This window comes from Achromobacter sp. JD417 (assembly GCF_041879325.1).
Taxonomy (GTDB): Bacteria; Pseudomonadota; Gammaproteobacteria; order Burkholderiales; family Burkholderiaceae_B; genus Achromobacter; species Achromobacter mucicolens.
Genome location: NZ_CP087159.1, coordinates 1,298,538 through 1,313,421, shown reverse-complemented (window position 1 = coordinate 1,313,421; position 14,884 = coordinate 1,298,538). Strand labels below are relative to the sequence as shown.

Annotated in this window: 9 protein-coding genes; 2 read left to right on the top strand and 7 right to left on the bottom strand. The window is 67.8% G+C overall.

Annotated features, from left to right (window positions below; genetic code table 11):
* Positions 1 to 165: 165 nt before the first annotated feature.
* The 7 genes from LN047_RS06035 to LN047_RS06005 all read right to left on the bottom strand — a co-directional run bounded on the left by LN047_RS06035 (position 166) and on the right by LN047_RS06005 (position 10,377).
* Positions 166 to 1,065: a LysR family transcriptional regulator gene (locus LN047_RS06035; RefSeq protein WP_373981326.1), complete on the bottom strand. Its 900-nt coding sequence runs from the start codon at positions 1,063 to 1,065 to the stop codon at positions 166 to 168.
* Entirely contained in the window at positions 1,062 to 1,721 is a 660-nt protein-coding gene (locus tag LN047_RS06030; RefSeq protein WP_142050394.1) for a metalloregulator ArsR/SmtB family transcription factor, read from the bottom strand. Before LN047_RS06030 ends, LN047_RS06035 begins: the two co-directional genes overlap by 4 nt.
* Positions 1,722 to 1,751: 30 nt before the next feature.
* The gene (locus LN047_RS06025; protein ID WP_373981325.1) at positions 1,752 to 3,203 is read right to left on the bottom strand and encodes an efflux transporter outer membrane subunit; all 1,452 of its coding nucleotides are present in this window, start codon (positions 3,201 to 3,203) and stop codon (positions 1,752 to 1,754) included.
* 10 nt (positions 3,204 to 3,213) lie between these two features.
* Positions 3,214 to 6,315: a MexW/MexI family multidrug efflux RND transporter permease subunit gene (locus LN047_RS06020; protein ID WP_175156762.1), complete on the bottom strand. Its 3,102-nt coding sequence runs from the start codon at positions 6,313 to 6,315 to the stop codon at positions 3,214 to 3,216.
* 15 nt (positions 6,316 to 6,330) lie between these two features.
* The gene (locus LN047_RS06015) at positions 6,331 to 7,458 is read right to left on the bottom strand and encodes an efflux RND transporter periplasmic adaptor subunit (RefSeq protein WP_373981324.1); all 1,128 of its coding nucleotides are present in this window, start codon (positions 7,456 to 7,458) and stop codon (positions 6,331 to 6,333) included.
* Between the two features lie 172 nt (positions 7,459 to 7,630).
* Positions 7,631 to 9,604: a BCCT family transporter gene (locus LN047_RS06010; protein WP_373981323.1), complete on the bottom strand. Its 1,974-nt coding sequence runs from the start codon at positions 9,602 to 9,604 to the stop codon at positions 7,631 to 7,633.
* Between the two features lie 149 nt (positions 9,605 to 9,753).
* Complete coding sequence (locus tag LN047_RS06005; RefSeq protein WP_175156764.1) at positions 9,754 to 10,377, bottom strand: TetR/AcrR family transcriptional regulator; 624 nt, start codon at positions 10,375 to 10,377, stop codon at positions 9,754 to 9,756.
* Between the two features lie 131 nt (positions 10,378 to 10,508).
* Between LN047_RS06005 and LN047_RS06000 the strand changes: the two genes are divergently transcribed.
* Positions 10,509 to 11,702: an efflux RND transporter periplasmic adaptor subunit gene (locus tag LN047_RS06000; RefSeq protein WP_373981322.1), complete on the top strand. Its 1,194-nt coding sequence runs from the start codon at positions 10,509 to 10,511 to the stop codon at positions 11,700 to 11,702.
* Positions 11,699 to 14,884, top strand: a complete 3,186-nt coding sequence (locus LN047_RS05995) for an efflux RND transporter permease subunit (RefSeq protein WP_373981321.1) — start codon at positions 11,699 to 11,701, stop codon at positions 14,882 to 14,884. The genes LN047_RS06000 and LN047_RS05995 overlap by 4 nt, the downstream gene beginning before the upstream one ends.

Genomic DNA, 14,884 nt, shown 5'->3' with positions numbered 1-14,884 from the left:
CTGGCAGGGAGGAACAGACCCCGGGTCGTGCCGCATCGCCGGGCCCATCCCCCTCGTGCGCACGTTGTTGCTGGATTCTGCGCCAGGCGCGCGGCGATTGTATAGACCGGCGCGGGGCGCGCCGCCCACTATACGCCCGTGGCGGCCGCCTTGCGGACGAAAGCTTCAGGGCAGACGGCACGGCGCCGAGAAATCGGCCGAGGCGGCGACCGTGTCGCGCAGCAGGGCGACCAGCGGCCGGGCGTCGTCGCGCCGGTACTGGAACGCGTAAGGCAACGCGGCCAGTTCGGGATCGCCGTGCAGGACGCGCAGGCTGCCTTCGGCCTGGAGCTTTTCGGCCCAATGCCTGGGCAGCAGCCCCACCCCGGTGCCTTCGATCAGCAATCCCACGATGGCGCCCCAGTTGTTGCAGCACAGGCGCTCGCCCGCGGCCTGCCGCCCGCCCAGCCAGTCGTCGATGATGCGCGTGGTGCCCGCGCCCTCGGGCAGGGTCACGAGCGGCAGCCGGGCCAAGAGGGCCATGGTCATGCCGGTTTCGCCGGGCTGCAGCGCCGCGGGCGCGGCGACCCAGGAAAAGCGCGCCTCGCCGATGGGCAAGGACGCAATGCCGGCGCGGGACGACCGGCCGGCGATCACGGCAAAATCCAGTTCCCCGTCCGCGACGCGTTGCTCCAGCACCTGGCCGATGTCGACGTAGGGCTCCAGCACCAGCTCAGGGTAAGCGGCGCGCACGGCGCGAATCAGCTGCGGCAGCCAGGTCAGCGCGGTGAGTTCGCCCACGCCGAAACGGCACCGGCCGCGCAGGCCCGGCGTCTCGGTCATGCAAGCGCGGATCTGGTCCGCGGCGGCGAGCAAGCCGCGCGCCTGCGGCACCAGGCGCTGGCCGGCGTCGGTCAGCACGGCCTTGTGGCCGCTGCGGTCAAAGAGCGGCTGGCCCAGCGCGTCTTCCAGTTCCGTGATGCGTTTGGAAAGCGAAGACACCGACAGGTGAAGCCGCTCGGCCGCCACGGCGAAACTGGCGCAGGTGGCGGCCCAATAGAAGGCTTCGAGCTGCTTGAGCGTCATGGCCGCTTGCTGACGCGATAGGCGCAGCGCCGCGCGCCGGCCAGGATATGTTCTTCGCGGTCGACCAGCACGCCCTCGCCCAGCACCTTGCGGAACAGTTCCAGCTCGCTGCGGCAAAAGCCCATACAGGCCTTGGCGGCCGAACAGATGGGGCAATGGTTCTCGATGAAGACGAATCCGGCTTCGTCCTCGCGCAGTTCCGCCATGTAGCCCTCTGCGCTGCGCACGTCGACCAGCCGTTCGAGCCGCGCCTTCAGGTCCGGCGCGTCCTGCATGGCCTGCTGGTAGACGTTGAGCATGGCGTTTTCGCGCACTTGCACCAGCTTGTCGATGCCCTCGTCGCCAAACACCTGGCGCACCGCCGCGATCATCTGCACCGTCATCTCGGCGTGCGTGTCCGGAAAACGCCCGTGGCCGGCGGCGGTCAGGAACCAGATCTGGGTGGGCCGGCCGCGGCCCGCGCTGCGGCTCTCGGCGTCGACCAGCCCGTCGGCGTGCAGGCGCGTCATCTGCTGGCGCACCGCCTCGGCCGTCACGTCCATGGCCCGCGCAATGACCGCGATGGATTGCGGCCCGCGGGTCTTCAGGGTCATGAGGACGCGGTCCGCAGGCTGGTGCGGCAGCGCGGCGGCCGGTTGGGACAGGCTGTCAGACATGAGGGGTATCGATGCTCCGGATGAAGGTTCCTATGGTGCCACGGCCAGCCGCGTCTGGCCGGCCTCGTCAGCCTGCCAGCCGCCGCCCAGCGCCTTATAGAGCGCCACGAGGCGCGTATAGGACTCGGCTTCGGCCACGGCCACGGCGTCCTGGGCGCGCAAAAGCGTACGCTGCGCATCCAGCACGGTCAAATAAGGCGTGCTGCCCTCGCGGTAGCGCAGCCGGGCCAGTTCGGCGGCCCGCCCGCTGTGGGCCGCCGCCTGCGCCAGGCTGCCCAGGCGCTGCTGCGTCTGCCCGTATTCGGCCAGCGCCGACTCCACTTCCTCGACGGCGCGCAGGACCGCCTGCTCGTAGCGCGCCGCCTCGCCATCCAGGCGCGCCTCGGCCCCGCGCTTGCGGGCAAGGGCCGACGGCAGATGGAACGCGGGCCAGTTGGCGTTGGCCGCGACGCCGAACCCGCGGCTGGCGGCCGAGCCGAAGTCCGCGCCGCGCAGCGCGACGAATCCCAGGAAGCCGCCCAGATCGATGCGCGGGTACAGCTCGGCCGTGGCCACGCCCACGTCTGCGTTGGCGGCAGCCAGGTTGCGTTCGGCGGCCAGCACGTCCGGGCGCCGCGACAGCAACGCGCCCACGTCACCGATGGGCAGGCGCGCGGTCAGCGGCGCAAGCGGCTGGGCGGCGTCCAGCGCACCCAGCTCCGCCGGACGCAGCGCCGCCAGCACCGCGATCCGGTAGCGCGCCAGCCGGCGCGCGGTCTCCTGGACCGGAACGCTGGCCCGCACGGTGTCGAGTTCGGCCCGCGCGCTGGCGAGGTCTCCTTCGTCGCCACGGCCGGCCGAGACGAGCGCCTGGGTCACGCGCAGGCTGTCCTCCTGGCTGGCCAGGTTGGCGCGCGCCACGGCCAGCCGCTGCTCGGAGCCGCGCAGTTCGAAATAATTGCGCGCCACTTCGGCCGCGACCACGATGCGCGCCTGCGCCAGGTCGGCAGCCTGCGCCTCGCTACGGGCCGCCGCGCCCTCGGCCGCGCGGCGCAGCCTGCCAAAAAGATCCAATTCCCAGGCCGCGTCAAAGCCCGCCCGGTAGCTTTCGGCCAGATTGCGCTGGCCTGCGACGCCGGGATTGGCCTGCGACAGGCTGCGCTCGTAGCCGCCGCCCAGCGTTACGGCCGGCAGCTTGTCCAGTTCCTTTTCATCGAGCACCGCGCGCGATTCGGCAAGACGGGCCTGGGCGATGCGGATGTCCAGGTTGCGGGCGAGCGCCATGCCGATCAGGCGGTCCAGTTGCGGGTCCTGCAGTTGCTTCCACCAGTCGCGCTGGACCTGATCGGTGGAAAACAGCGCCTGCTCGGGGCTGGTCAGCACCACGGGCGCCGGGCTGGGCCGGCGGTAGTCGGGTCCGACGGCGCAGCCCGCGGCGGCCAAAGCGGCCAGCAGCACGGCGGCGCCGCGGAAAAGGCGGGGAAAGAAATGCGGTTTATCCATGATCGATTCCTCAGTGCTGGACGGCGGCGCGCGCGTCCTCGGCGTCGGCCTGCGCCAGTTCGCGGGCGCGCGGCGTATCGTTGGCGGCGCGGTGGTCCCGGGCAAACACGGTGTAGACCGTGGGCAGCACGAACAGCGTGAAGAGCGTGCCGACCAGCAGCCCGACCACGATGACCAGTCCCAGGCTGTAGCGGCTGTGCGCGCCGGCGCCGGTGGCGAACAGCAGCGGAATCAGCCCCATGACCATCGCCGCCGTGGTCATCAGGATGGGACGCAGGCGGATGCGCGCGGCCGCTTCCATCGCCGCGCGCCGGTCCAGCCCGTGGCTGACCTGCATCTCGTTGGCGAACTCCACCATGAGGATCCCGTGCTTGCTGATCAGGCCGATCAGCGTCACCAGGCCGATCTGCGTATAGATGTTGACCGTGGCCATGCCCAGCGCCAGCGGGATCAGGGCGCCGCAGATCGACATGGGCACGCTTACCAGGATGATGAAGGGATCGCGCAGGCTTTCGTACTGGGCGGCCAGCACCAGGTAGATGACGATGATGGCGAAGATGAAGGTGATCATCAGCGCCGAGCCTTCCTGCGTGAACTGCCGCGCGTCGGACTGCCAGTCGTAGCTGAAGCCCGCCGGCAGCGATTGCGCCTCGCGCGTGAGGAACTGCACCGCATCGCCCATCGTGACGCCCGGCATGGGAATCGCCTGGAACGTGGCGGCGTTCAGCTGGTTGAACTGCGTGAGCTTGTTGGGCTCCACGCCCATCGACACCGATACCAGGTTGGACAGCGGCACCTGCGCCCCCGAGGCGCTCTTGACGTGGTATTGCGCCAGCGCCTGCGGCGAGATGCGCTGCTCGCGCAGGCTTTGCGGAATGACGTCATAGGAACGCCCGTCCATGCCGAAGCGGTTTACGTAGTTCTCGCCCACCAGCACCGCCAGCGTGTCGCCGATGGCCTTCATGGTGACGCCCAGGCTGTTGGCCTTGCTGCGATCCACCTTCAGCTGCACGACGGGGTTGTTGTAGTCCAGGTCGCTGTCCACCACCATGAACAGGCCGCTTTCCCTGGCCGCCTTCTTCAGGCTTTCCATGGCGTCAAAGACCACGGCATAGTCCGACGCGCTCATCAGCACCATCTGCACCGGCAGCCCGCCCGTGGAGCCGGGCAGCGACGGCAGCTGGAAGGCAAAGATGTTGCTGCCTTCGACCTGGTTCGCCATCGACTGCATGTCGGCCTGGATCTCGTCGGCCGAGCGCGTGCGGTCCTGCCAGTCCACGAAGTCCACGCCCCCGATGCTGTTGGAGACGCCATCGGACCCGTTGATCAGCCAGCGCCCCTTCTGCTCGGGCAGCGTCTTCATGACGTCGTCCCACTTCTTGCCGAACTTTTCCACGTAGTCGATGTTGGCCTGCTGCGGCGACTTGATGGCGGTGAGCACCGTGGACTGGTCCTCGACGGGGGCCAGCTCCTGCTGCGCGGCGTTGTACAGAAAAGGCAGGCTGGCCAGCACGGCCACCGCCAGCACGCCGGTGACCCAGCGGTGACGCAGCGACACGTCCAGCACGCGGCCGTAGGCCTCGCCCAGGCGGCCGAAGAAGTGCTCGGCCTTGCGCGCCATCCAGCCGTCGGCGACCCGGCCATTCAAGAGAAACGAGCTCATTACCGGCGACAGCGTCAGCGCGATCACGCCGGACACCACCACCGCCCCGGCCAGCGTGAAGGCGAATTCCTTGAAGAGCGAGCCGGTCAGGCCGCCCATCAGCCCGATCGGCGCATAGACGGCCGCGAGCGTGATGGTCATGGCGATCACCGGACCGGCGACCTCCCGCGCGCCGATCAGCGCCGCCCGCACGGGCGACTTGCCCTCCTCGATGTGGCGGTGCACGTTCTCGACCACGACGATGGCGTCGTCCACCACCAGGCCGATGGCCAGCACCATCGCCAGCAAGGTCAGCAGGTTCACGCTGAAGCCAAAGAGGGCCATGATGGCCGCGCCGCCCAGCATGGACAGCGGAATGGTGACGACCGGAATCAGCACCGCCCGCAGCGAGCCCAGGCACAGGAAGATCACGGCCACCACGATGACGATGGCTTCGAGCAGCGTCTGCGTCACGCCGTCGATCGAGGCGCTGATGAAGCGGGCCAGTTCGAACGGCACCTGCACGCTGGTGCCCGGCGGCAGGTTCTGCTTAATGTTGGGCAGCAGCTCGTTCAGACGCTTGACGATGACCAGCGGATTGCCGACCGGCGTGGCGTTCAGGCCGAAGTACACGGCCGGCTCGCCGTCCATCAGGCCGCTCGAATCGGTGGACGCCGCGCCCAGTTCCACGGTCGCCACGTCGCCCAGCCGGACGACGGCGCCGCCTTCGTGCTTGATCACCAGGTCCCGGAACTCGGCCACGTTGACGAGGTCGGTATTCACCTGGATGTTGGACACCACGTACAGCCCCTTGGCCTGGCCGGGCGCCGCCTGCACGTTGTTCTGGCGCAGCGCGTCGGCCAGCTCGCCGGCGGAGATGCCGCGCGCCGCCATGCGGTCCGGATCCAGCCATACCCGCATCGCCAGCTTCTGCCCGCCATATAGCTCGACGCTTGCCACGCCATCGATGGACGAGAGCTGCGGCTGCACCACCCGCGACAGGTAGTCCGTCAGCGCGGCCAGCGACAGGTTCGTGCTGGAAAAGCCCACATAGGCGACGGCCGTCGCCTCGCCCGCGGACTTGACCAGGACGGGGTCGTAGACGTCCTGCGGCAGTCGGTACTTGACCTCGTTGACCTTGGCCATCACCTCGGTCATGGCCTTGTTGGAATCGGCATTCAGCTTCATCCGCACGGTGATCACGCTGCGGCCCTGGGTCGACGACGACGACAGGTAGTCGATGCCCTCGACGGTGGCCACGGACTGCGCGATGGGCTGCGTGACGAAACCCTGCATCAGATCGGGCGAGGCGCCCGGATATTGCGTCGTGATAGTGATGGTGGTGCTTTCGGTCAGCGGGTATTGCCTGACCGGCAACCCGCTCAGGGCCTTGATGCCCAGCAGCAGGATGAGGGTGCTGACCACCAGCGCCAGCACGGGACGGCGCACGAACAGATCGGTGAACTTCATGTTGGCCTCCGCACCTTACCGGGCCTGCGCCACGGCGTGTCCCGGCGCGGCCAGCGCCACGGTGTCGTCCGGCAGGATCTCGACGGCGGCGCCGTTATGCAGGCGCAGCTGGCCCGACGTCACGACCCGGTCGCCCGCCTTCAGCCCCTCGGTCACCACCACGCGGCCGCGCAGGCGCTCGCCGGTTTTCACATAGGCCTGCCTGACGGTCGGCGCCGCCGCAGCGGCTTCTGGCGGCGTCACGACGTAGACCGAATCGCCGTAGGCGCTGTAGCTGACGGCCGTCTCCGGCACGGTGATGACATCCGGGCGGTCGGGCAGTCCGATCCGGGCCTGCGCGTACATCCCCGCCGACAACGCGCCGTCGGGATTGGCCAACAGGGCCTGCACGCGGACCGTGCGGGTGCCCGGATCGACCTGCGGCTCCACGGTGGTGACCTTGCCCGGAAACTCGCGGCCCGCGTGCGCGTCCACCGTCACCGCCACCGGCTGGCCCACCCGCAGCACACCCAGCGCCTGCTCGGGCAGCGTCAGGTTGACGTACAACGAGGACGCATCCGTCAGCGACACCAGCGGATCGCCCGCGCGGGCAAACTGGCCCAGGTTCACGCGGCGCACGCCAAGCACCCCGTCGAACGGCGCCTTGATGCGCTTCTGGTCGATCAGCGCCTGCACGCGCCGCACGTCGGCGGCCGCCTGTTCATGGTCGGCCACGGCCTGGTCGAGCTGTTCGCGCGTGGCGGCCTGCAGCGGCACCAGCCGGCGCGTGCGATCCAGCAGGGCACGCGCATTACGCGCCTGGGCTTGCAGCCGCGCCAGTTCGCCCTGGTCGGGCGCGTCGTTCAACTGCACCAGCAACTGCCCGGCCTTGACCGCCTCGCCCGGGGCGAACAGGATCTGCGCCACGCGCCCATCGACTTCCGCCGCCACCAGCACCTGGCGGGTGGCTTCCAGCGACCCGATGCCGGCAAGCACCACCGGAAAATCTGCCTGCACGGCGGGCGCCACCGCGACCTTGGCCGGCGGCATCGACCACCCGCCGCCAGGCGCGGCCGCCTTCGATTTCCAGTACATCGCCCCGCCGGCCAACGCCGCCGCCACTGCCAGGGCGACGACCGCCCCTGCCCTGCTTCTCACCTTCATGATTCGCTCGCTTTTTTATTTAAACAAGAATTTGCTTGGATAATCCACGAATCGCGGGATTTCGTCAAAGCAGCGAAAGCAATGAAGGGGATAGCTGCGGCCTATGGGCCAAAAAAAGCCACGCGGACAGCGTGGCTAAAGGGGAATGAACATGCGCCTGTCGGCGCGCCGGCTAACCGCGAACCATGTGCAGGTAGTGGCGGTGCCGCTCGTATTGGTCGAGGATGTCGCCAATGACGGCGTCGCGGCTCCAGCCCATGATGTCGTAGTCCTGCCCGCCCTCGCGCAGATGGACTTCGGCGCGGAAGTACTTGCGCTCGTCTTCGTCGGCGGCCTCGTCGGGCGTCAGGCTGGGGCGCACGAAGGCCTGGGGCTGCACGGCGTAGGAAAAGTCCAGGTGTTCGCCATGCGAGACCTCGAGGATTGCGCCGCCCTCGTTCTCGTCTTCGCGCACCTGCACGGCATAGCCTTGCTTGCGCAATTCGTCGGCCACGTCTTCCAGCGCGGGCCGCACCACATCCGCGATGAAGCGCAGCACATGGGCACGGCGCGGCATCATGACCATGTTGCGCAGACGCCGCTCCCAGGATTGGCCGCCGCGCGCCGGCCGCGACAGCGTCAGCGATTGATAGCGGATGCCGCGCTTGGTGGCGTCCAGCTTGAGCGCCTTGAATAGGCCCCAGAGCGACAGCAGCAGGATGATCGAGAACGGCAGCGCGCTGGCGATGGTGGCCGTCTGCAACGCAGTCAGGCCATCGGCCAGCAGCAGCGCGATGGCCACCGCGCCCATGGACAGCGACCAGAAGATCCGCTGCCATACCGGCGTACGGTCCGCGCCGCCCGAGGCCAGCAGATCCACCACCAGCGCCCCCGAGTCGGCGGAGGTGACGAAGAACACGGCCACCATCGCAATGGCGAACACCGAGATCACGCTGCTCCAGGGCAATAACTCAAGGAATGCGAACAGGGCCAGCGAACTGTCCGCATCCACGGCCTTCGCCAACCCCTGGTCGCCGCCAACCAGGATGTAATAGATGGCCGTGTCGCCGAACACCGTCATCCAGAACAGCGTGAACCCGGCGGGCACCAGCAGCACGCCGCAGACGAATTCACGAATGGTGCGGCCCCGCGAAATGCGGGCAATGAACAAGCCCACGAACGGCGACCAGGCGATCCACCACCCCCAGTAGAACAACGTCCAGCCGCCCAGCCAGTCGGTCGGCTCGTAGGCGTACAGGTTGAAGGTCTTGTTGACGATGTCGGACAGATAGGCGCCGGTGTTCTGCACGAACGTCTGGAAAAGGAACACGGTGGGGCCAACAGTCAGCACGAACAACAGCAGGACCACCGCCAGCACCATGTTGGCTTCCGACAGGAAGCGGATGCCCTTGTCCAGCCCGCTGGCCACCGACAGCGTGGCCAGTCCGCAGGTGATGACGATCAGCACGATCTGGGGCACGACGCCAACCGGAATGCCGAACAGATGGTTCAAGCCGCTGTTCATCTGCGCCACGCCCAGGCCCAGCGACGTGGCCACCCCCAGCACGGTGCCGATGATGGCGAAGATGTCGACCGCATGGCCGATCGGGCCATGGATGCGATTGCCGATCAGCGGATACAGCGCCGAGCGCAGGGTCAGCGGCAGGCCGTGGCGGAAGCTGAAGAACGCCAGCGTGAGCGCCACCGCCGCGTAGATCGCCCAGGCGTGCAGCCCCCAATGAAAGAAGGTGATCTTCATGGACTCGCGCGCGGCCTCGACGGTGCCGCCCTCGCCCAAGGGCGGCGACACGAAGTGCATGACGGGTTCGGCCACGCCGAAGAACATCAGCCCGATGCCCATGCCGGCGGAAAACAGCATGGCGAACCAGGTGAAATTGCGGTAATCGGGCTCGCTATGATCCGGGCCGAGCTTGATGTCGCCATACCGGCTGATCGCCAGGAACGCGACCGAGATCAGGATGATGGCGACGACCAGGATGTAGAACCAGCTTGCATTGCCGATGATCCAGGCCTGCATCGATTCGAAGAGGGTCTGCGCGGCCTTGGGCGCAATGATGGCGAAGGCCACCAGCAGCAACGTAAAGACGGCCGCGGAATAGAAGACGGGCCGATGGATGGTCGTGCTTGGTCGGGGTTCCGAAGTCATGGATGCACTCCTTGTGCCCGAGGGTGATGGAACGTGGCGTTGGCCCCCTCAGCACGACCGGTGCGCCGCCGGTATTACTATCACGGGCGCCCCCAAGCTGACAATCACCTGAGTTTGAAATCAGACCGTTCAGGGACGGTCCCGCGGCCTCAATTCGGCTTCGCGTCGCCGAACACCACGCGGCGAAAGAACCCGGCCAGCACGGCCTCGGTCATCTCCGGCGTGACGGCCTGGGGGTCAAAGGCAACGCTGAACTGCATGCCGTCGGACAGGGCCAGGAGGCCCACCGCAAGCTGCTCGGCCGGCAGCGGCAGCGGCGTGCCGACCTGGGCCGAGAACTGGCGGATGTATTCGGTGGTGGCCGCGCGCAATTCGCGCAGACAGGCGACAAAGCCCACGCGGAAGTCCGGATCGCGCGCCGCCTGCAGCTTGCCTTCCATCCACAGCAGGAAGCAGTCGTTTTCTCGGAAGTGCGCGCTGTAGTAGTCGAGCACGCGCGCTTCCATCTGCGACCGGCTCTCGCCGCCTTCGAAAATGGCGCGCATGTCGGCCATGACGTTTTCGTGGTCGCGCTTGAGCAGTTGCAAGAACAGTTCGGACTTGCTGCTGAAATTGGAATAGAACGCGCCGCGCGTGTAGCCCGCCTGCTCGGCAATGTCTTCGACGCTGGCGGCCACGAAACCCTTCGACAGAAAAATCGCCTGCGCGGCGTCAAGCAGGCGCTGGCGCGTCTGATCTCGGCTTTGCTCTCGGGTCAGGCGGACTTTGGACATGGCGCGAGTTTAGCACCGGCGCGCATTTCAGATTCAACTTTGTATTCAGATACAAAACTGTATTAGAATTCAGTCCGTATCGAGTCTGACTCGTCCCTTTCCTGCCCCATTTCCGCGCAGCGAGGTGTTTCGTGAATTGTTTTGGCCCGGGCGCGCATCCCATCGCGCGCCATGCCGTTGCTGCTGCAGCACGGATCGTTCCCGCCGTTTCGCCCCGCCGCGGCACGCGCCTGTTGGCGCTGTCCGCTGTCATCGCCATGGCCGCCGCCGTGGCCGGCTGCGGCCGTGACGAAGCGCCCGCCCCCGCGCCTCGCCCCGTCGTCGCCATGCCCGCGCAGGCGGACGAAGCCCTGCCGGCCTGGACGCTTCCCGGTGAGGTGCAGGCGCGCTACAGCACGCCGCTGTCGTTCCGCGTGGGCGGCAAGATCGTGGAACGCAAGGTGCGGCTGGGCGACTCCGTGTCCCCCGGCCAGGTCCTGGCCAAGCTGGACCCGGCCGACGCCACCAAGAACGCTGCCGCCGCGCGCGCGGCGCTGTCGGCGGCCCAGCACCAGCTGGACTACGCCCGCAAGCAACTGGATCGCGATCGCGCCCAGGCGCGCGAGAATCTGATCGCCGCCACCCAGCTCGAGCAGACCCGTAATGCCTATGCCTCGGCCCTTGCGCAGCGGGACCAGGCCGCGCAGGAGGCGGCGCTGGCGGCCGACCAGCTCAACTACACGACGCTGCACGCCGATCACGCGGGCGTCATCACCGCCGAACAGGCCGACACGGGACAGAACGTCGCCGCCGGCACCCCCGTCTATCAGTTGGCCTGGGCGGGCGACATCGACGCGCTGTGCGACGTGCCCGAAAGCGTGCTGGCGGGCCTGGAAATCGGCCAGCGCGCCACCGTCGCGCTGGGGCCGTTGCCCGGCCAGACGTTTACGGCCGTGCTGCGCGAGATCGCGCCGGCCGCCGATCCGCAAAGCCGCACCTACCGCGCCAAGCTCACATTGGAATCGCCCTCGCCCGAGGTCCGGCTAGGCATGACGGCCAACATCAGTTTCGATAACCGCCAGGCCAACGGACGGACCACCTATACGGTGCCGGCCACGGCCCTGTTCCATGACGGCCGCGAGCCGGCGGTGTGGATCGTCAAGCCCGAGGCCGACACGCTGGAACTTCGCCGCGTGCAGGTGCTGCGCTACGACGCGCGCACCGTCACGCTGTCTCAAGGGTTGGCGGCGGGCGAGCGCGTGGTGTGGCAAGGCGTGCACACCGTGTCGGCCGGCGAAAAGGTGCGTCCGGTTCCGCCGCTGCATCCCGAGGATTTCGCGTCATGAGCGCCCCCGGCCAGGACCCCGGCCAGCAGGCTGACCAAGACGCCCATCGCCACGAGGAAGGCCGGTTCAACCTGTCGGCCTGGGCGCTGCGGCATCAGCCGCTGGTGATCTTCATCATCACGCTCGTCACGCTGTTCGGCGTGCTGTCGTACTCGCGGCTGGCGCAGTCCGAAGACCCGCCTTTCACCTTCCGCGTCATGGTCATCCAGACCCTGTGGCCGGGCGCCACGGCGCAGCAGGTCCAGGAGCAGGTCACCGACCGCATCGCCAAGAAACTCCAGGAGACCGCCAACACCGATTTCCTGCGCAGCTACTCGCGGCCCGGCGAATCCCTGATCTTCTACACGATGAAGGATTCGGCGCCGGCCAGCACCGTGGCCGACCAGTGGTATCAGGTGCGCAAGAAGGTGGGCGACATGCGGGCCACGCTGCCGCAAGGCGTGCAGGGTCCGTTCTTCAATGACGAGTTCGGCGACGTCTACACCAACATCTACACGCTGCAAGGCGACGGCTTTTCGCCCGCGCAGCTGCGCGACTATGCCGACAAGCTGCGCACCGTGCTTTTGCGCGTGCCGGGCGTGGCCAAGGTGGACTATTTCGGGGATCAGCCCGAACACATCTACCTCGAGATCCCGAACACGCAACTCACCCGGCTGGGCGTGTCGCCGCAGGAAATCGCCGAGGCGATCAACAGCCAGAACGCCGTGCAGGGCGCGGGCACGCTGACCACGGCGGACGACCGCATCTTCGTGCGGCCCACGGGCCAGTTCCCGAACAGCCGCGCCCTGGCGGACACGCTGATCCGCGTGAACGGCAAGTCCGTCCGGCTGGGCGACATCGCCACCCTGCACCGCGGCTACGACGATCCCCCGGCGCAGCAGGTGCGGTTCCAGGGCGAAACCGTGCTGGGCATCGGAATCACCATGCAGCCAGGCCACGACGTGGTGCGCCTGGGCAAATCGCTGGACGCCAAGTTCAAGGAACTGCAGGCCGAGCTGCCCGCGGGCCTCGCGCTGACGGAAGTGTCCAGCATGCCGACGGCCGTGTCGGAGTCGGTCGACGAATTCCTGCGCTCCGTGGCCGAAGCCGTGGCGATCGTGCTGGCCGTGAGCCTGGTGTCGCTGGGGTTGCGCACGGGCATGGTGGTGGTGATCTCCATCCCTGTGGTGCTGGCCATCACGGCGCTGTTCATGGAGATGTTCGGCATCGGCCTGCACAAGGTGTCGCTGGGCACGCTGGTGCTGGCGCTGGGCCTTTTGGTGGACGACGCCATCATCGCGGTCGAGATGATGGCGGTGAAGCTGGAACAGGGCTGGAACCGGACACGCGCCGCCGCGTTCGCCTACACCAGCACCGCCTTTCCCATGCTGACCGGCACCCTGGTCACCGTGGCGGGATTTCTGCCCATCGCGCTGGCCAAGTCCAGCACCGGCGAATACACGCGCTCGATCTTCCAGGTGTCGGCCATTGCGCTCATCACCTCGTGGTTCGCGGCCGTGGTGCTGATTCCGCTGCTGGGCTACCGCCTCCTGCCCGAGCGCAAGCGCGAGGCGCATCTGCCGCACGACCACGAGCACGACATCTACAACACCCGCTTCTACCAGCGCCTGCGCGGCTGGGTGGCGTGGTGCGTGGACCGGCGTTATCTGGTGCTGGCCGGCACCGTGCTGGTGTTTGCCGTGGCGATGGCGGGTTTCAGGTTCGTGCCGCAGCAGTTCTTTCCCAGCTCCGACCGCAGCGAATTACTGGTGGACGTGCGTCTGCAGGAAGGCGCGTCCTTTGCCGCCACGCTGCGCCAGATCGAGCGACTGGAAAAAGCGCTGGAAGGCCGGCCCGAGATTGCGCATTCGGTCAGCTTCGTGGGCACCGGCGCGCCGCGCTTCTACCTGCCGCTGGACCAGCAGCTTGCCACGCCCAACTTCGCCCAGCTCGTCATCACCACGCATTCGGTGCAAGACCGCGAAAAGCTCGCGCAGTGGATGGCGCCGATGCTGCGCAGCGACTTCCCCGCGATCCGCAGCCGCCTGTCGCGCCTTGAGAACGGGCCGCCGGTCGGCTATCAGGTGCAGTTCCGCGTCAGTGGCGACAAGATCCCCGAGGTGCGGGCGGTGGCCGAAAAGGTGGCGGCCGAGGTGCGCGCCGACAAGCGCTCGGCCAACGTGCAGTTCGACTGGGACGAGCCTTCGGAAAGATCGGTGCGGTTCGAGGTCAACCAGCAGAAGGCGCGTGAACTGGGCATCACTTCCAGCGACATCTCCAGCTTCCTGGCGATGACGCTCTCGGGCTACACCGTGACGCAGTACCGCGAGCGCGACAAGCTCATCAACGTCACCCTGCGCGCCCCGCGCGAAGAACGGGTCGACCCGGCCCGCCTTGCCACGCTGTCCATGCCCACGGCGAACGGTCCCGTGCCGCTGGGCAGTATCGGCCAGGTCCGCTACGACCTCGAGTACGGCGTCATCTGGGAGCGCGACCGCCAGCCCACGATCACTGTCCAGGCCGACGTGACGGGCGATGCGCAAGGCATTGACGTCACGCACGCCATCGACAAGAAGCTGGACGCCCTGCGCGCCGAGCTGCCCGTGGGCTTTCGCATCGAAGTCGGCGGCCCCGTGGAGGAAAGCGCCAAGGGCCAGACGTCCATCAACGCGCAGATGCCCCTGATGGCGGTGGCTGTGCTGACGCTGCTGATGGTGCAGCTGCAGAGCTTTTCCCGGGTGCTGATGGTGGTGCTGACTGCGCCGCTGGGACTGATCGGCGTCGTGGCCGCGTTGCTGCTGTTTGGCAAGCCTTTCGGCTTTGTCGCAATGCTGGGCGTGATCGCCATGTTCGGCATCATCATGCGCAACTCGGTCATCCTGGTGGACCAGATCGAGCAGGACATACGCGCGGGCCACAAGCGCGTGGACGCCATTGTCGGCGCCACGGTGCGGCGTTTCCGGCCGATTACGCTGACCGCTGCCGCCGCCGTGCTGGCGCTGATCCCGCTGCTGCGCAGCAACTTCTTCGGCCCGATGGCGACAGCCCTGATGGGCGGCATCACCATCGCCACGGTGTTGACGCTGTTCTTCCTGCCCGCCCTGTACGCGGCGTGGTTCCGCGTGAAGCACGATGAACGCGACGAGCCGGAAGGCGTGCCGCCCGGCTCCAACGCGGGCGACACGGTGGAACGAGGAGCCTGA

Excerpts from the sequence above, each read along its gene's own strand:
- LN047_RS06010 (WP_373981323.1), bottom strand. The coding sequence starts at position 9,604 with ATGACTTCGGAACCCCGACCAAGCACGACCATCCATCGGCCCGTCTTC.
- LN047_RS06025 (WP_373981325.1), bottom strand. The coding sequence starts at position 3,203 with ATGGATAAACCGCATTTCTTTCCCCGCCTTTTCCGCGGCGCCGCCGTG.
- LN047_RS06020 (WP_175156762.1), bottom strand. The coding sequence starts at position 6,315 with ATGAAGTTCACCGATCTGTTCGTGCGCCGTCCCGTGCTGGCGCTGGTG.
- LN047_RS06015 (WP_373981324.1), bottom strand. The coding sequence starts at position 7,458 with ATGAAGGTGAGAAGCAGGGCAGGGGCGGTCGTCGCCCTGGCAGTGGCG.
- LN047_RS06005 (WP_175156764.1), bottom strand. The coding sequence starts at position 10,377 with ATGTCCAAAGTCCGCCTGACCCGAGAGCAAAGCCGAGATCAGACGCGC.
- LN047_RS06035 (WP_373981326.1), bottom strand. The coding sequence starts at position 1,065 with ATGACGCTCAAGCAGCTCGAAGCCTTCTATTGGGCCGCCACCTGCGCC.
- LN047_RS05995 (WP_373981321.1), top strand. The coding sequence starts at position 11,699 with ATGAGCGCCCCCGGCCAGGACCCCGGCCAGCAGGCTGACCAAGACGCC.
- LN047_RS06030 (WP_142050394.1), bottom strand. The coding sequence starts at position 1,721 with ATGTCTGACAGCCTGTCCCAACCGGCCGCCGCGCTGCCGCACCAGCCT.